Annotated in this window: 19 protein-coding genes; 18 read left to right on the top strand and 1 reads right to left on the bottom strand. The window is 40.7% G+C overall.

The window, feature by feature from the left end:
* Positions 1 to 6 precede the first annotated feature (6 nt).
* The 4 genes from prmA (at position 7) to deoC (ending at position 3,921) form a co-directional block, all read left to right on the top strand.
* Positions 7 to 945 carry a 50S ribosomal protein L11 methyltransferase gene (gene prmA / locus LQ226_RS07710; protein ID WP_231417251.1) on the top strand — a complete coding sequence of 313 codons (939 nt, stop codon included), beginning with the start codon at positions 7 to 9 and terminating at the stop codon, positions 943 to 945.
* An 18-nt stretch (positions 946 to 963) separates the two neighbouring features.
* Positions 964 to 1,716 carry a 16S rRNA (uracil(1498)-N(3))-methyltransferase gene (locus LQ226_RS07705; RefSeq protein ID WP_231417250.1) on the top strand — a complete coding sequence of 251 codons (753 nt, stop codon included), beginning with the start codon at positions 964 to 966 and terminating at the stop codon, positions 1,714 to 1,716.
* 4 nt (positions 1,717 to 1,720) lie between these two features.
* Positions 1,721 to 3,082 (top strand): tRNA (N(6)-L-threonylcarbamoyladenosine(37)-C(2))-methylthiotransferase MtaB, encoded by a 1,362-nt coding sequence (gene mtaB, locus LQ226_RS07700; RefSeq protein WP_231417249.1) that lies wholly within the window; start codon positions 1,721 to 1,723, stop codon positions 3,080 to 3,082.
* Positions 3,083 to 3,249: 167 nt separating this feature from the next.
* Positions 3,250 to 3,921: a deoxyribose-phosphate aldolase gene (deoC, locus tag LQ226_RS07695; protein ID WP_231417248.1), complete on the top strand. Its 672-nt coding sequence runs from the start codon at positions 3,250 to 3,252 to the stop codon at positions 3,919 to 3,921.
* Positions 3,922 to 4,607: 686 nt separating this feature from the next.
* On the opposite strand, the gene LQ226_RS07690 is transcribed toward deoC, so the two are convergent.
* Positions 4,608 to 5,537, bottom strand: coding sequence for a Na/Pi symporter (locus tag LQ226_RS07690; protein ID WP_231417247.1), 930 nt, complete (start codon positions 5,535 to 5,537; stop codon positions 4,608 to 4,610).
* A gap of 326 nt (positions 5,538 to 5,863) precedes the next feature.
* Between LQ226_RS07690 and rpsU the strand changes: the two genes are divergently transcribed.
* From rpsU to recO, 14 genes are all read left to right on the top strand, one after another.
* Positions 5,864 to 6,037, top strand: coding sequence for a 30S ribosomal protein S21 (gene rpsU, locus LQ226_RS07685; RefSeq protein ID WP_036785757.1), 174 nt, complete (start codon positions 5,864 to 5,866; stop codon positions 6,035 to 6,037).
* 15 nt (positions 6,038 to 6,052) lie between these two features.
* Complete coding sequence (locus tag LQ226_RS07680; RefSeq protein ID WP_231417246.1) at positions 6,053 to 6,499, top strand: GatB/YqeY domain-containing protein; 447 nt, start codon at positions 6,053 to 6,055, stop codon at positions 6,497 to 6,499.
* Positions 6,500 to 6,790: 291 nt separating this feature from the next.
* Positions 6,791 to 8,125, top strand: a complete 1,335-nt coding sequence (locus LQ226_RS07675) for an NfeD family protein (protein ID WP_231417245.1) — start codon at positions 6,791 to 6,793, stop codon at positions 8,123 to 8,125.
* 12 nt (positions 8,126 to 8,137) lie between these two features.
* Positions 8,138 to 9,127 (top strand): flotillin-like protein FloA, encoded by a 990-nt coding sequence (floA, locus tag LQ226_RS07670; RefSeq protein ID WP_231417244.1) that lies wholly within the window; start codon positions 8,138 to 8,140, stop codon positions 9,125 to 9,127.
* A gap of 33 nt (positions 9,128 to 9,160) precedes the next feature.
* Positions 9,161 to 9,688: a hypothetical protein gene (locus tag LQ226_RS07665; RefSeq protein ID WP_231417243.1), complete on the top strand. Its 528-nt coding sequence runs from the start codon at positions 9,161 to 9,163 to the stop codon at positions 9,686 to 9,688.
* A gap of 79 nt (positions 9,689 to 9,767) precedes the next feature.
* A complete protein-coding gene (gene yqfC / locus LQ226_RS07660; protein WP_188651467.1) occupies positions 9,768 to 10,055 on the top strand; it encodes a sporulation protein YqfC in 288 nt (95 codons plus the stop codon).
* Between the two features lie 16 nt (positions 10,056 to 10,071).
* Positions 10,072 to 11,259, top strand: coding sequence for a sporulation protein YqfD (gene yqfD, locus LQ226_RS07655; protein ID WP_231417242.1), 1,188 nt, complete (start codon positions 10,072 to 10,074; stop codon positions 11,257 to 11,259).
* Positions 11,260 to 11,262: 3 nt separating this feature from the next.
* A complete protein-coding gene (locus tag LQ226_RS07650; RefSeq protein WP_231417241.1) occupies positions 11,263 to 12,222 on the top strand; it encodes a PhoH family protein in 960 nt (319 codons plus the stop codon).
* Positions 12,223 to 12,282: 60 nt separating this feature from the next.
* Complete coding sequence (locus LQ226_RS07645) at positions 12,283 to 14,421, top strand: HD family phosphohydrolase (RefSeq protein WP_231417240.1); 2,139 nt, start codon at positions 12,283 to 12,285, stop codon at positions 14,419 to 14,421.
* Between the two features lie 2 nt (positions 14,422 to 14,423).
* Positions 14,424 to 14,894 carry an rRNA maturation RNase YbeY gene (gene ybeY, locus LQ226_RS07640; protein WP_231417239.1) on the top strand — a complete coding sequence of 157 codons (471 nt, stop codon included), beginning with the start codon at positions 14,424 to 14,426 and terminating at the stop codon, positions 14,892 to 14,894.
* Positions 14,866 to 15,237 carry a diacylglycerol kinase family protein gene (locus LQ226_RS07635; protein WP_231417238.1) on the top strand — a complete coding sequence of 124 codons (372 nt, stop codon included), beginning with the start codon at positions 14,866 to 14,868 and terminating at the stop codon, positions 15,235 to 15,237. The genes ybeY and LQ226_RS07635 overlap by 29 nt, the downstream gene beginning before the upstream one ends.
* A gap of 198 nt (positions 15,238 to 15,435) precedes the next feature.
* The gene (gene era, locus LQ226_RS07630) at positions 15,436 to 16,338 is read left to right on the top strand and encodes a GTPase Era (RefSeq protein WP_231417237.1); all 903 of its coding nucleotides are present in this window, start codon (positions 15,436 to 15,438) and stop codon (positions 16,336 to 16,338) included.
* A gap of 96 nt (positions 16,339 to 16,434) precedes the next feature.
* Positions 16,435 to 16,581, top strand: a complete 147-nt coding sequence (locus LQ226_RS07625) for a YqzL family protein (RefSeq protein WP_231417236.1) — start codon at positions 16,435 to 16,437, stop codon at positions 16,579 to 16,581.
* A 23-nt stretch (positions 16,582 to 16,604) separates the two neighbouring features.
* Positions 16,605 to 17,351, top strand: a complete 747-nt coding sequence (recO, locus tag LQ226_RS07620; RefSeq protein ID WP_231417235.1) for a DNA repair protein RecO — start codon at positions 16,605 to 16,607, stop codon at positions 17,349 to 17,351.
* Positions 17,352 to 17,600 lie beyond the last annotated feature (249 nt).

Raw genomic sequence — 17,600 nt, 5'->3', positions numbered from 1 at the left:
ATCCCATTGAAATGGTCTGAGATATGTATTCATACAACCAATGAAGCCATTGAGCCTATATCGAATATCTTGCATGAAGCAGGGGCTAGTGGGGTAGTAATTGAAGACCCACAAGACTTGTTTAAGGAAAGAGATACGTTTATGGGTGAGATCTATGAATTAAATCCAGATGACTATCCCACAGAAGGTGTGTATGTAAAAGCATACCTTCCTGTGAATAGTTTTTTAGGTGAAACGGTAGAAGAAATTAAGCATGCCATTAACAATTTGATTGAATTCGATATCAACATTGGGCGTAATCACGTGACAATTAGTGAATTGAACGAGGAAGATTGGGCCACCGCATGGAAGAAGTATTATAAGCCTGTTAAGATCTCAGAGAAGGTTACCATTATTCCTACCTGGGAAGAATACGAGCCGGTTTCAAGCGATGAGGTCATTATTGAACTTGACCCGGGTATGGCATTTGGAACAGGCACACATCCTACAACGGTGCTGAGTATTCAGGCGATCGAACAGTACATTCAAGAAAACGATGTAGTCCTAGACGTAGGAGCAGGATCTGGCGTTCTTAGTATTGCCTCTGTCTTATTAGGTGCTAAGCATGTCCATGCCTTTGATCTAGACGATATAGCTGTTAAGAGTACGACCATTAACGCTAAATTAAATAATGTAGAAGACCAGGTTGAATCACAGCAAAATAATCTTCTTCAAGGAGTAGACCTTGAGGCTGATTTGATTGTTTCGAATATCTTAGCTGAGATTATTGTTCAGTTTACGGATGATGCTTTCAATACGTTAAAGTCTGGCGGTTACTTTATTACATCAGGCATTATTATGAATAAGCGTCAATTAGTGAAAGATCAACTTATTGAATCCGGCTTTGAAATTGTAGAAATCAATCAAATGGAAGATTGGACATCTATTATTGCTCGCAAACCATAAAGAAAGCAGGTGCCCATTGTGCAACGTTATTTTGTTCCTTTATCAGGATGGAACGATCAGCATGTCGTCATAACAGGAGAAGATGTTCACCATATCGGAAAAGTTATGCGCATGAAGCCTGAACATCATATATTATGTTGTACACCAGAGGGTGACCTGGCTGAATGTGAGATCACAGAGATCACTTCAGAATCAGTAACATGTAAGATCGTAGAGTGGCTGGAAGAGGATAAAGAGCTTCCGGCTACCGTTACGATTGCTCAAGGGTTACCTAAAGGAGACAAAATGGAGCATGTGATTCAAAAGGGAACAGAGCTTGGCGCATCCAAATTTATCCCTTTTGAAGCAGAGCGTTCCATTGTAAAATGGGATCAAAAGAAATCTCAAAAGAAAATAGCAAGATATCAAAAGATTGCAAAAGAAGCGAGTGAGCAGTCTCATCGAACGATGATTCCGTCAGTCGTTAATGTACACTCTTTAAAAGATTTGTTAGCGCTTCAAGTAGAATATGATTGGGTAATCTTTGCTTATGAAGATGAGGCGAAGAGTCCATCATTCCACTCATTAAAGGAAGTCTTTACGAAGGTTCAAAAAGATGAGCGTATACTTGTGTTGATCGGACCAGAAGGTGGATTCAGTGAACAAGAAGTTCAGAGGTTGAAGGAAGCCGGGGCACTAGCGGTTCGGTTAGGTCCTAGAATTTTAAGAACAGAAACGGCTGCTACATATTTTCTTTCAGCTCTGTCCTATCAATTAGAGGAATTGGGGTGATCCTATGCCATCAGTTGCCTTTCATACATTAGGTTGTAAAGTAAACCATTATGAAACGGAAGCCATTTGGCAATTGTTCAAGGAAGAGGGGTATGAGCGTACAGACTTTGATCGCTCATCCGACGTATACGTCATTAACACGTGTACCGTAACAAACACAGGAGATAAGAAGAGTCGTCAGGTAATCAGACGCGCTATTCGTAAGAATCCAGATGCGGTTATATGTGTGACCGGATGTTACGCACAAACCTCACCAGCTGAAATCATGGACATTCCGGGTGTGGACATTGTTGTGGGCACTCAGGATCGTCGAAAAATGCTTGAATACATTAAACAATATCAAGAAGAGCGTCAACCCATTAATGGTGTAACAAATATTATGAAGACACGTACGTATGAAGAACTTGATGTACCTGCCTTTACGGACCGTACTCGAGCTTCTTTAAAGATTCAAGAAGGCTGTAACAATTTCTGTACGTTCTGTATCATTCCATGGGCGCGAGGGTTAATGCGTTCTCGTGATCCTGAGGAAGTGATCCATCAAGCCCAGCAGCTTGTGGATGCAGGATATAAAGAGATTGTGTTAACGGGTATCCATACAGGTGGTTATGGCGAGGACATGAAAGATTATAATCTCGCTATGCTATTGCGTGAATTAGATAAAAGGGTAAAAGGATTAAAGAGAATCCGCATTTCTTCTATTGAAGGAAGTCAAATAACAGATGATGTTATTGATGTGCTGCGTGAATCGGATAAGATTGTTCGTCACCTTCACATCCCTCTTCAATCCGGCTCGAACACTGTTCTTAAACGTATGCGTCGTAAATACACAACCGAGTTCTACAAAGAGCGTGTGGATCGTATTAAAGAAGCGTTGCCAGGACTTGCTATAACTTCAGACGTGATTGTTGGTTTTCCTGGTGAAACGGAAGAAGAGTTCAATGAAACCTATCGTTTCATTCAAGAAATTGGCTACTCTGAGCTTCACGTCTTCCCTTATTCCAAACGTACAGGTACACCTGCTGCGAGAATGGATGACCAGGTAGATGAAGAAGTGAAAAATGATCGTGTGCACCAACTCATTGAGTTATCGAACCAGCAGGCAAAAGAATATGCCTCTCAATACGATAGTGAAGTTCTAGAAGTGATACCTGAAGAGAAATTCAAGGATGACGAGAACGATAATCGTTACGTTGGTTACACCGACAACTATTTGAAAGTTGTATTTGAAGGCACGGAGGATATGGTAGGAGAAATCGTTCGTGTTAAAATCCTTCAAGCGGGCTATCCTTATAACAAAGGGCAATTTGTCCGTGTGATGGATCGACCAAGTTTAACAGACGAATCGATTGAGTTATCTTCTTAATTAGTAAAGGTCCTTGTTGGCTACACAACAGGGCCTTTTTCTATGTATGAGAAACTGGGGATTCTGAGATAATAAGGTAAGCGTTTTAATAGGGTATAGCATTTTTTTGGACATAATGCTAAGATAAAAGAGGTACGGACAACCCGAGTGAGAAAGGAAGATTATTAATGGATGCTAAATTAGCAAAAATGATTGATCATACACAGCTTAAACCAGATACAGCACAAGAAAAAATAGAGCAGATTTGCCAAGAAGCGAAAGAATATGGTTTCGCCTCTGTTTGTGTGAATCCTTACTGGGTACCATTCTGCTATGAACGTCTTCAAGATACAGATGTGAAGGTTTGTACAGTAATTGGTTTCCCGCTTGGTGCTAACACAAAAGAATTAAAAGCATATGAAACAAAACAAGCTATCGAAAACGGTGCTACTGAAGTAGATATGGTAATCAATATCGGCGCTTTGAAGAGCGGAGACAAAGAAACAGTTCAATCTGACATTGAAGCTGTTGTTCGCGCTACAGAAGGCAAAGCATTAACAAAAGTTATCATTGAAACGTCTCTTCTAACAAACGAAGAAAAAGTTACAGCTTGTCAACTTGCTAAAGAAGCTGGAGCAGATTTCGTGAAGACATCCACTGGTTTCTCTGGTGGCGGCGCAACAGTAGAAGATATTAAACTAATGCGTGAAACCGTAGGCCCTGACATGGGTGTAAAAGCATCTGGTGGCGTTCGCGACCGTGAAGGTGCAGATGCAGTCATTGAAGCCGGAGCAACTCGCATCGGTGCAAGTGCTGGCGTATCCATCGTTTCTGGTGGCCAAGGTACTTCTGATTATTAATTAGAAGGCTTTGTTATAGTTTAGTATTGTTATTTTAAAGGCTTGTTCAATACTCAAAGCTGAGACATTTAAGTGTAGATGGGGCCGTCTTGATTGACTAGTGCTTGGGGTGTCTGGGGAACGACTCGCTTTCCGCGGGCGAGCTGTCGAGCCTCCTCGGGCAAAATTCGTGCCCTGCGGGGTCTCGTCGACCTCTTTCTCCCGCAGGAGTCTCCCCGTTCCCCAGACACCCCTTATCTAAATTTGATGGGACGGCCCTCCAGTTAGATCGTAGAATAGATTCAACTCTATTCACTAATATGGCATGTTTCCGTTCTTCTCAATATGGGAAAGGTGGTTCGGGAAATTGCGAGACTCCTGCGGCAGAAGGAGCCTAGGGGAGACCCCACAGAGAGCGCAAGCGAACGAGGAGGCTTCCCAGCTCGCCGCGGAAAGCGAGTGATTTCCCGAACCACCTTCCGCTCAGACTAACGTTAACGGAAACATTCCCACTTTCCGGTGCTCCACATTAGGGACTTATATGTAACGTGTAAAAATCAACAACCAACTTTAACAGAGCCAATTAAAAAGGTGTCCTCAATGGGGGCACCTTTTTTAATTATTTCACGTAAGCTCCTAGGCTTTATAATTCCCGAACCACCTTACACTAAATTAAAGAGAACGGGAACATTCTCTCACCTCTGCCGCTAGTCCTTATACTTATGAATAAACATAACAAATCTAGTAAAGTGGTGGACGAAAGGTAAGACGATAAGGGAAGACAATACATTAAAGACGACAGATATGTGAGCTAGCTGCTGGGCGGGTTCGTCTGAGAGCCATTGGGATAAAGCCGCAAGTTCATCAATAAATGGAGCAAATAGTAAGACACCGAGTACATTAAGCCAGATATGAGCCATTGCAACAAGGCGTGCTTCTCGGTTGCTGCCTAGAGACGCTACCCAAGCAGTAATACATGTTCCGATATTAGCTCCTAACATAATACCGATCGCCGATGGTAAACTAAACACCCCTTCATTCAAGAAGCTCATAGAGATTCCGGTAGCGGCGGTGGACGATTGTATAATAGCAGTCATGACGGTCCCAATAAGGATGCTTGCATTGGGGAAATCATTCGTGAACACAAGGCTTTCCTCTATGATTGGGAATTGTTTAAGTGGTTCTGCCAAGGACTCGAATCCGTTTAATGCTACAAAAATACACCCTAAGCCAAAGACTATACCCCCGGCTCCAAACCATGTTTGTTTTGGTATAAGCAAAAGTGCAGCTCCAAGAATCAATAGAGGCCATAAGGGGATAGCATTAGAGAAAGTTAACAATTCCGCTGTAACCGTCGTCCCAATATTGGCTCCAAGAATAATTCCTATGGACTGCTTGAAATTTAGCACCCCTACAGCCACTAACCCAATGGCAATAACCATCGTGCAAGAGCTGCTTTGTAATATGCTTGTTACAACGATGCCTGCAATCATTCCTTTAAAAGGGTTATCCGCATAACGCTCAATTAATAATTTCATGTTTCTATAAGATAATTGATACAACCCTATGCGTAAAACCGTCATTCCAAATATAAAGATGGTTAAGAAAACAGTAAATAACGTAATTAAATCAGCCACGGTTGTTCACCTCTATACCATCATATGGACAAGGTATGATTTCATGACTGAAAAGAAGGCTAAACAAAGGCTATGGAGATGTAGAATTATTTGAGCAGGAATGACTCAATTTCTCAAAATTAAACATTCTCCTCTATCCTGGTCGCTCAACTTATGTTAAAGTGGATGATATGACAGAGCAACGACAATATAATTCTCCGAATGATCCTTTAAAAAATAGTTGAATCTGTCTGGAGAATGGTTTATAATTGTCAGAGGCATGTGAGGAAACTATACTCATGTGTTCATTGAAACTGTCTTTTTTGCTTTGGAGGGAGGGTAATAGCATGTCAAACAACACTCGCGTGCGTAAAAACGAGTCTCTTGAAGATGCTCTTCGTCGCTTCAAGCGCAGCGTATCTAAGAATGGTACACTAGCTGAGTATCGTAAGCGTGAACATTACGAGAAGCCTAGCGTCCGTCGTAAGAAGAAATCAGAAGCCGCTAGAAAGCGTAAGTAAGAGGGTGTAAGGTAGATGTCATTACTTGAGCGTCTCAACCAAGATATGAAAGAGGCTTTACGTAACAAAGAGAAAGAACGTTTATCCGTCATACGTATGGTGAAAGCGTCTTTGCAAAATGAAGCTTTAAAACTTGGAAAAGATGAATTGACTGAGGAAGAAGAATTAACTGTTTTATCTCGTGAGATAAAACAAAGAAAAGATTCCCTCCAAGAGTACAAAAGTGCAGGTCGTGACGATCTTGCGCAAAAAGATGAGAGAGATATTGAAATCATTCAATCATATATGCCTGATCAGCTTTCAGAAGAGGAACTAGATGCAATTGTTCAGGAAACGATCAATGAAGTTGGTGTTTCTTCTAAGAAAGATATGGGCAAAGTGATGAGTGCCATTATGCCGAAAGTAAAAGGCAAAGCCGATGGCTCTCTAGTTAACCAATTTGTACAAAAACATTTATCTTAAACACGAACCGCCTTTTTTAAAAAAGGCGGTTTTTTCATGTTTCCAGGTCTTTTCCTAGACTGTAAGAAAGCATAGGCTTGTCATTTTAGGCAAGACTTTTAAGTATGATTGATCTGTTGACGGACCGATCCCTTCTTCGCAATAGCCTCCATTGAATCCGCCGCTTTTCTAACTTAACCCGCAAAGGGAACAATACTACCAAAAAATTTTCACAAAAATGATAAAAAAACCTTTTACATGAAACGTTTAGATGGCCTAACTCGTATATAATAAAAAGAAAGGGGGGGAAGTATGAGAAAGACAACGAGACTTATGATGATGGTTTCGATCTTATTACTGTTTATATCCTCATTTCTTAGTCCGCCTAGTTCAGCTGATGGAAAAGGTGAAACCGTCTATGTCGTCCCGATTACGGAAACGGTAGAAAAGGGGCTTGCTTCGTTCCTTAAAAGAAGTGTGAACGAAGCGAAAGATCGAGATGCAGATCATATTATTTTTGAAGTAAACACTCCGGGTGGACGGGTGGACGCAGCTGCTGAAATTGCGACCTTGTTCCAATCTATCGAAACCCCGAATACGGCTTTTGTTGTACAAGAAGCTTTATCTGCAGGCTCATACATATCATTAAACGCAGATCAGATCTATATGAAACCAAATACGACTATGGGTTCTGCTGGGGTTATTACTTCAGATGGGAACGCAGCGAGTAAAAAAGCTCAGTCTGACTGGGTAAAAAAGATGCGTACCGCTGCAGAATTAAATAATAGAAATCCGTTGTATGCAGAAGCGATGGCTAACCCTGAACTTGACTTACCGAAATACAAAGCAGGTAAAGGGAAATATCTAACTTTAAGTGCAGCAGAGGCTTTGGAAGTTGGATATGCAGAAGGTGTCGTTAGTTCAAGGGAAGAGTTGTTATCAGAATTAGGATTGTCAGATGCTGAAGTGATTACAACCAACCCGACGTTTACTGAGCGACTTGCTCGCTTAATTACTCATCCTGTTGTTGTTCCGATTTTGCTTTCTGTGGCTAGCTTAGGGTTTGTGGCTGAGTTGTATTCTCCTGGTTTTGGGATTGCTGGCTCCATGGGACTACTCGCGCTAGGATTGTTTTTCTATGGTCATATGATTGCAGGCCTTGCTGGGTACGAAGCCATTATTCTATTTGGTTTAGGGGTTGTATGTATAGTTCTTGAGTTCTTTGTCCCGGGTGGGATACTCGGGATCATAGGTACTGGTGGCGTAGTGGGTTCATTGTTTATGTCCACCGATGACGTTGGTCATATGACGATGAGTCTCTTGATTGCTATTATTGTAGCGATTATTGGCTCTGTTATCCTATTCAAGACAATTGGATTTGACAAAGGATTTTTGAGAAACATTGTTTTAAGCGACTCTACTTCCTCTGAGAAAGGATACCTTTCCTCAAATACGAGAAATGAACTAATCGGGAACACAGGAGAGGCTGTTACACCATTACGGCCTGCTGGCACTGGGGTCTTTAACGATGAACGAATTGATATCGTGACCGAAGGAAGTTTTATCAATGCAGGGACTCCAGTCAAAATTGTGAAAGTAGAAGGATCCAGAGTTATTGTTCGAGAAATTAAACAGGAAAATGTATAAGGGGGAATTGATATGTTATCAGAAGGGTTAATACCGATTATATTTATTGCAGTTATCATTATAGCGCTTGCTGTCTTGTTCACGTTTATTCCAATTATGCTTTGGATTAGTGCGTTAGCAGCAGGGGTTCGAATTAGTATCTTTACGCTTATCGGAATGCGTTTACGTCGAGTTGTTCCAAGCCGTGTGATTAATCCGTTAATTAAAGCGCATAAAGCAGGAGTAGATGTAGATACCAACCAGCTTGAGAGTCATTACTTGGCTGGGGGTAATGTGGACCGTGTTGTAAATGCGCTAATTGCTGCGCAACGAGCGAATATCGAATTAAGTTTTGAGCGTTGTGCCGCTATTGATCTCGCTGGTCGTGACGTATTAGAAGCGGTTCAAATGAGTGTAAATCCAAAAGTAATCGAAACACCGTTTATTGCCGGTGTAGCAATGGATGGGATTGAAGTGAAAGCCAAAGCCCGTATCACTGTTCGCGCGAATATTGATCGTTTAGTTGGGGGTGCTGGCGAGGATACTGTAATCGCTCGTGTTGGTGAAGGAATCGTTAGTACCATCGGTAGCTCAAAAGACCACAATCAAGTGTTAGAGAATCCAGACCGCATATCTCAGAACGTATTAAGCAAAGGTCTTGATGCTGGAACGGCTTTTGAAATTTTATCGATTGATATTGCTGATATTGACATTGGTAAAAACATTGGTGCGATCCTTCAAACAGACCAAGCAGAAGCAGACAAAAATATTGCCCAGGCGAAAGCGGAAGAAAGACGTGCTATGGCTGTCGCGCAAGAGCAAGAAATGCGTGCTCGTGTTCAGGAAATGCAAGCGAAAGTGGTGGAAGCGGAAGCAGAAGTACCACTTGCAATGGCTGAAGCCTTGCGCTCAGGTAATATTGGTGTAATGGATTATTATAATCTAAAGAACATTCAAGCCGATACAGACATGCGTGATGTGATTGGAAAGATGAATAATGAGAATGAGGAAGAGGACAACTAAAAGGAAAGTCCTATATAGGAGGACTGATCGCAAATGGGAGATATCATTGATATCATCGTAAACAATATGGGGCTGTTGATCCCTGTTGTGGCTGCCCTCTTTGCTTTTCTCACGAATTTAGGTAAGAACGAGGAAAAAGAAAAGAAGAAGGCTGAGCAACCTCAACCTGTCCAGACGAGCTCGCAGTCTTCACCAGCTCCTTCTCAAGAGCAAGAGAAGGTGAAAGATTTGAAAACCTATGCAGAAGAGCAAAGGGAGCGCTATAAAAGCCTTAAAAGAGATTATAAGGGTAAAGACTCTCAAGTTGATAAACAAGGAAAACAGCCCTATTACAGCGGGAATCAGGAAGGGCACGATGCGATTCCTGATCAACCTACTCAACCCAGTTATAAGAGGGAACAACGAGTTCCATACAAGAAGGATACAACCAATCAACCTTCCATCAAAGTAACCGGTGTTCAAAACCTTTCGAAGAAGAAACTTGCAGAAAGTGTCGTGATGGCTGAAGTATTAGGGAAGCCAAGATCTAGAAATCCATACCGCTCTCCATTAAAAAAATAACCCTTACCGAAAGCACGAAATGTAGTGATACATTTCGTGCTTTTTTCATAGATATGTATGTGAGAGGGGGCACGCTGGAATGAAAAAATGGCAACAACGTATAGGGAATTGGCTATCGCAACAACTTGATTTACCAACTGATGTCATCCTCGAACTACCCAGAATTACGACCATTGGTCAAATTCATGCATATGTGGAGAATCATAAGGGGTTAATTTCTTTTTCGGATGAGGAATTGCGTTTGAAATTGAAGCAGGGGCAGTTGCTAATCAAAGGAAAAGGATTTGTGCTTCGGATGATGCTTCCGGAAGAGATTTTGCTTGAGGGAACCATTCATGAAGTCACATTTATAGATCAAAATGGCTAAAGGTTAGGAGGCACGTATGAAAATCACGCAAGGAGTCTTCTTTACAGGGTACACGACACTAAGGATTGAAGGGAAGTTTCCGGAGTTCTTTCTCAACCGCTGCGTTGAGAATGGAATTTCAGTTTGGAATGTGAAAAAAATAGACGAGTTTACATGTGAAGCCAATGTACGATTAGAAGATGTGGCGAGTCTTAAACGATTACGAAAGCAAATGGATTATAAAATCCGTTTTAAAAAGAGACATGGTCTTCCGTTTATGTTGCGTTCATTGCTTAAGAGAAGGTCACTTGTAGCGGGTTTTTTATTAGGAATGATTGCGATTTTTCTTCTCTCTAATATGGTATGGGGGATTAAGATCGAAGGCGTTACACCAGAAGTAGAGTATAAAATTAAAGAGAATTTAGAAGACTATGGAATTAAAAGAGGGGCGTGGAAATTTACCATTGAAACACCTGGGGAGATGCAACAGAAGCTGTTAGCAGATGTGCCTGAACTGTTATGGGTAGGAGTAACAGAGAAGGGTACTACGTATCATTTAGAAGGTGTGGAAAAGACCATTGTAACGGAACCTGAACAAGGGGGTCCCCAAAGTTTATATGCGCGCAAAAAAGGAATTATCGTTGATATGTATGTTGAAAAAGGAGCACCAGCCGTCGAGCTGAACGATTACGTGGAGTCAGGTGATTTGCTAGTCTCAGGCGCAATCGGGCGAGAAGAAGAGCCTACATTGGTTCACGCCGAAGGAGAAGTGATTGCAGAAACGTGGTATAAAAGTGAAGTCGTTGTGCCTCTTCAAGTGGAGTATGAAGTGACGACAGGTAAAAAAGAAACCCATTATGGTGTGCAACTTGGTGGTTTTAGGGTGCCTGTTTGGGGATTTAAAGAACCTGAGTTTAAAAGGATCCACGAAGAGGAATACAACAAACCGTTCTACTTCTTTAAGTGGAAACTGCCTATTGGTTTCTCTTCTAAGGAAATCTCAGAGGCTGAGCTCTATGAGGAGTTAAGAACAGACGAACAAGCACTGAAAATAGGAATTCAGCAAGCAGAAAAGGAACTAAAACAGAACCTCCCACAAAATTCCAAAATTATCACCCAAAAAGTTTTGCACCGTCAGAAAGAGAATGGTAAAGTTAAATTAATCCTATATTTCAAAGTTCATGAAGATATATCAAAACCTCAACCTATCACTCAAGGAGACTGAAGCATGCAGGAAGATTTACGTACAATCGACATTCAATTAGATAATCCGAATGAAGCGTTAGCCTTATTTGGGACAGGCGATCGCAATCTGAAACAAATGGAGTCTCAATTAAGTGTATCCATTGTTACGAGAGGCGAACATGTCAGTGTATCTGGAAATAAAGATCATGTTCTTTTAGTAGAACAAGTATTTCATGAGTTGCTTAAAATCGTTCGTAAAGGCTTAACGATCTCTGAACGTGATGTTATCTATGCCATCGATCTGGCTAAGAAGAATGAAATTCAACAGTTTGAAACGTTATTTGAAGACGAGATCATTCGAAATGCAAAAGGGAAACCGGTTCGAGTAAAGACATTAGGGCAACGGAACTATGTTTCGGGTATGAAAACACATGACCTGGTCTTTGGAATTGGTCCAGCAGGTACTGGGAAGACCTATCTTGCCGTTGTAATGGCTGTGCAAGCGTTAAAGAATAACGAAGTCAAACGAATCATATTAACAAGACCAGCTGTCGAAGCGGGGGAAAGCCTCGGCTTTTTACCAGGAGATTTAAAGGAAAAGGTCGATCCTTACTTAAGGCCTTTATATGACGCGCTTCATGATTTATTTGGTACAGAACACACGGCAAGGCTTATGGAGAGGGGAACGATCGAAATTGCTCCTTTAGCGTACATGAGAGGCCGGACGTTAGACGATGCCTTTGTTATTTTAGATGAGGCTCAGAATACGACGCCAGAACAAATGAAAATGTTCATCACTCGTCTTGGTTTTGGATCAAAAATGGTCATAACGGGCGATATCACTCAAGTCGATCTACCAAAAGGTGTTACATCAGGATTGAAAACTTCAGAAAAACGGTTGTCTGGTATTAAAGGAATTGCTTTTTCCTATTTAGAACAGTCAGACGTTGTCCGTCACCCATTAGTTCAACGAGTTATTGACGCTTATGAGGACGAAAAGTAAGTAGAAAGACCCTTTTTTAAGGGTCTTCTTTCTATGTTTAGAATAATGGAGGGGAATTGGGTGAGAAACTGGTGGAATCAGTTCATCAAGGGAAATGTGTTTCAGAATTTGTGGGTTACCACGGGGGCATCTTTAGCAATATTGGCTCTGGTCATGTTTTTGCTTGCTTTTTCAAATGTTCAAACCAAGACCTATGATGTGAAAAGGCTAGACACAGCAAAGGATACCATTCTCTCCCCTGTAAATGTAGAAGATAAAGACCGAACTCAAGAAAAACGGGACGAGGCAATGGAATCGGTTGAGGATGTCTACACCATCAGAAACTTTATCACCAATACCCGCATCAATTACATGGAAGAGATCTTTAACGCGGTTAGGGTTGTGGAAAGCCAAAATGATGAAAAAGATAAAGATTCGGAAGCTTTAGAGGAACAAAAGAGTGATGTGGCTAAACTTCAATCCATGCTTTCAGAAGATATCACCAAACAAGTGGATAAAGAGGTCTTAAAGCATTTATTGCAAGCACCTGCTGATCAGAGGAATGTGGCTGAAGAAATGCTTCAAAAAGCTTTAACAGACGTTCTCCGTGCAGGTGTGAGAGAGGAAGGGGTGGAAGAAGCCCGTAAAGAGGTTTTAAACGAACTGCAGTTTAGTAGCTTTGATCCCTCTCTGAAAGAAGCAGTCCAATCTCTGACAGAATTCTTAGTGGTTCGTAATTCATTTATCGATGAGGATAAGAAGATCCAAGCCCAAAACGAAGCAGCAAACGATGTGGAACCGGTCATGATTAGACAAGGTCAGGTGTTAGTCTTTCAAGGGGAGACCATCTCTAATGATGTCTACGAACGCTTAGAGTTAGTAGGGTTACTCGATGGGAAAAACAATTGGTATCCTTATACAGGACTCATCGTCGTCATTATTTTGTCGCTAGGTATCCTTTTCTATGAGTTAAGAAGAATGAAAGAACTGGACCAGTTGGATCATCCGAAGGTACTCGCCGTTCTCTTTATAAGCATTCTTGTCTTTCTTTTGATGAAGGTAGGGAGTCTCTTTCAGACTTCAATTGATGATTTATACTATGCAGTGCCTGTAGCTGCTGGCGCAATGTTATTAAAGCTTCTTATTCATGAGAGAATCGCTGTTTTTTCGAGTGTTTTATTTGCGGTTTTTGGTACAATTTTCTTTAATGATCAAATTCCTGGAACTTTAAATGTAGAAGCCGGTATTTATTTTCTATTTTCCCAGTTAGCTGCGATTATCTTTCTACATAATGTAAAAGATAAGACCTCTATCCTGAAAACGGGATTCGGAGTTACGGTAGTCAATATGCTATTGGTTAGTGCCTTTGTCATGCTGACTTATGAGCCGATTTCTGTTTCAAACTTAGCCATAACGCTAGGGTATGCTGTATTAGCTGCCTTTTTATCATCCGTCCTTACATTTGGGTTATTGCCATTTTTCGAAGCCGGTTTGGGTATGCTATCAGATACGTTGCTCATTACATTGTCTAACCCGAATCACCCTCTTCTCCGAAAGATCTTAACCCAGACGCCTGGGACGTATCACCATAGTGTGATGGTGGCCAATTTGAGTGAGGCCGCATGTGAAGCGGTCGGAGCAAACGGGTTACTCGCTCGGGTTGGCGCTTATTATCATGATTTGGGGAAAACGTCAGAACCTCAGTACTTTATTGAAAATCAGATGGGCATGAAAAATCCCCATGATGAATTAAAGCCTCATAAAAGCGCAGAAATCATTATTAGTCACCCTTATATCGGTGCTGAGATGCTACGGAAACATAAGATGCCTGAGGAAATTATAGCAATTGCTGAACAACATCATGGTACAACCTTGTTGAAATATTTTTATCATAAAGCTAAACAGGGGGATGAAGATGTTCAAGAGGATTTATTTCGTTACCCTGGACCAAAGCCACAGTCCAGTGAAGCAGCCATTGTTTGCATTTGTGATTCGGTAGAAGCTGCTGTGAGGTCTATGAAATCTCCTTCGCCAGAAGATATTGAAAATCTCGTTCACTCAATTATCATTGACCGTCTTCTGGATGGACAATTATCCGATAGTCCTTTAACATTAAAAGACCTAGAGCGTATACAAACAGCGATTTGTGAAACGTTACAAGGTATATTTCATTCAAGAATTCAATATCCAGAAACAAAAGCGGCCGTAAAGGAGGCATAAATATGTACATTGATTTTCACGATGAAACAAACTCAGTAGAAGAGAATTATGTTGATTTAATCCAGCGTATTTTGGACTTCGCCTCAAAAAAGGAAAATGTCACAGATGAAGCTGAGTTATCGGTGTCGTTCGTTGACAATAACGAAATTCAAATTATTAACCGTAACTACCGTCAGAAGGATGAACCGACGGATGTGATTTCGTTTGCGATGCAAGAAGAGGGAGAAGGAGAAATGAAAATCATGGGGGCTGAAATGCCACTTCTTCTTGGAGATATTGTTATATCTGTAGACAGAGCAAAGGAACAGGCTGAGGAATATAACCATTCTTATGAGCGTGAACTTGGCTTTTTAGCTCTTCATGGGTTTTTACACCTGCTTGGGTATGACCACATGAATAAAGAGGATGAAAAGAAAATGTTCACAAGACAAGAGGAAATTTTACATGAGTTCGGGCTCAAACGGAACGAGTAAAAAAAAGCTCATCGGTTTTTCCTTTGCCTTTAACGGTCTATGGAACGTACTTAAAACGGAACGAAACTTTAGAATTCATTTGTCCGTATCAGCTCTTGTGATACTAGCGGGTCTTTTTTTTGGTTTAGTAGCATGGGAGTGGGTTGCGGTCATTACTATAATGGCTATTGTCATTATTTTAGAAATGATTAATTCTGTAATTGAGCGAATTATGGATTTCTTATCGCCAAATTATCACCCCTTGGTAGGGGAAATTAAAGACATATCAGCTGGAGCGGTACTAGTTGCCGCGCTAGCTTCTGTAATTATTGCTTGTATTATATTTCTTCCTAAACTATTCTAAGAAGACCTGGGAACTCTTTTCCGGGTCTTTTTTGTTGTTAATTGTTAAAAATCAAAAGGGGAAACAATAACCTTTTTGTTTTCTTGTAACATCGTAACTGCTTTTGTCGATTACATGAAATGAAGGCGAATTTGTAGTAAAATAGAAAAAAATCAAGATTGATTTAAGGAATAATCATCAAAGCATGGAGGATACAACATGGAATCAGATTTCAAATCAGGATTTATATCCATTATCGGACGACCAAACGTAGGAAAATCCACATTTATGAATCGGGTTATTGGCCAGAAGATTGCCATAATGAGTGATAAGGCACAAACAACTCGTAACAAAATTCAAGGGGTTTACACACAAGATGACGCCCAATTGGTATTTATAGATACGCCAGGGATCCATAAACCAAAACATAAATTAGGCAGCTTTATGGTGAATGTCGCTGAACAAAGCTTAAACGAAGTAGACTTAGTATTATTTATGGTGAATGCGAAGGAAGGCTTTGGACGTGGTGATGAATTTATTATCAATATGCTTCAAAAAGTAAAGCAACCTGTCTTCTTGATTGTGAATAAATTAGATCAGGTTCACCCGGACGAATTAATTAAACTAATTGATGAGTATCGAACAAAGTATGACTTCGCTGAGATTGTACCGATCTCTGCCCTTGAAGGCAATAACGTTGATAACCTATTGAAGTTAATGGTTGAGAAGATGCCTGAAGGACCACAATTCTATCCGGAAGATATGATTACAGACCACCCAGAGCGCTTTGTAATCAGTGAGTTAATTCGCGAGAAGGCGCTACATTTAACTCGTGAAGAAGTTCCTCACTCCATTGCGGTAGTCATTGAGGGAATTGAAGAGCGAGAAAACGAAAAATTGAACGTGCAAGCTTCCATTATTGTTGAACGCTCTAGTCAAAAAGGAATCATTATTGGAAAACAAGGTTCGATGTTGAAGGAAATTGGACAGAGAGCTCGTAAAGATATTGAAGCTTTACTAGGAACTAAAATTTATTTAGAGCTTTTTGTGAAGGTTCAAAAAGACTGGCGTAATCGTACAAATCACTTGCAAGAGTATGGTTACAGAGAAGACGAATATTAATTTGGAAAATATTAAGTCACATGAGTGCCGGCGTTTACGGTCAATCTAAGATTAATCATACATTTTCTTAATCCAATAGAAAGGTGGGGGTTTCTTGTGCTCGACTTTACATGGAAGGTCTTTAGTCAAACAGGAAACATTGAAACCTATTTATTAATGAAAGAAATGGAAACTACAGATAGTGAAGGTTCTCCAGTTAGAGAACACAGTGAAGATTATGCAGAATTTGATCGACAGTTGTAGAGAAAGAAGATAGGTGAGTTATATTGTTAGAAAAGGTAGAGGGGATTGTAATCAGAACAGGTGACTACGGGGAAACGAACAAAATTGTCACCTTGTTCACGCGGGAAAAAGGTAAAATTGCTGTAATGGCAAGAGGGGCTAAAAAGCCTAAAAGTCGATTAACAGCAATTACCCAACCGTTTGTATATGCTTCCTTCTTGGTGCAAATGGGCTCTAACATGGGGACCTTGCAGCAAGGAGAGGTATTGTATTCCTTGCGAGCCATTCGAGAAGATATCGTTAAGACAGCGTATGCTTCTTATATGGCAGAACTGACTGATAAGCTACAGGAACAAAACAAGCCTGACCCGTTTTTGTTTCAACAGCTGTTACAAACATTTATTTGGATTACAGAAGATAAAGATTTAGATATTCTAATGTTCATGTATGAAATGAAGATGTTTCGTAAAGGCGGCTTTGCGCCTGAAGTTCATCGTTGTGTGAACTGCGGGTCTGAAGTAGAGCCTTTTTCTTTTTCTGTACAAGAAGGTGGGACGTTGTGTACGAGGTGCCGACACATAGACCCCCATTCTTACGGTCTCTCACCAAACCTCTTGAAACTTTTACGAATATGCCTTGGAGTAGACGTAACGAGGGTTGGCAATATATCTGTAAAACAAGAAAATAAGGAACGACTCAAGCAAATCATAACCGAATATTATGATCGCTATGGTGGCTATTATTTAAAGTCGAAGAAGTTCTTAAATCAATTAGATTGGCTGAAAGAGTAGCGGAATAGTTGACATTTCAAGGACTGTTCAGTATTCTTGCAAAGCGCATAACGGATCACATAAGAGGAAACTCGTCTTTATACCTTGATTGGGTATGGGGGCGAGGTTTTTTCACTTATGACGGAGAAGTTGTACAAAAATGATGGTGTTTATGTTGCTTATTTTGAAGTGAACGGTGAAATAAGAGAGGACTGTTCTTCCAACTATGGCTAAAATGAGATATAATATTTTAAATAGTATGACACATAG

Source organism: Pontibacillus sp. HN14 (assembly GCF_021129245.1).
Taxonomy (GTDB): Bacteria; Bacillota; Bacilli; order Bacillales; family BH030062; genus Pontibacillus.
This window is presented reverse-complemented; position numbering and strand designations above follow the sequence as displayed.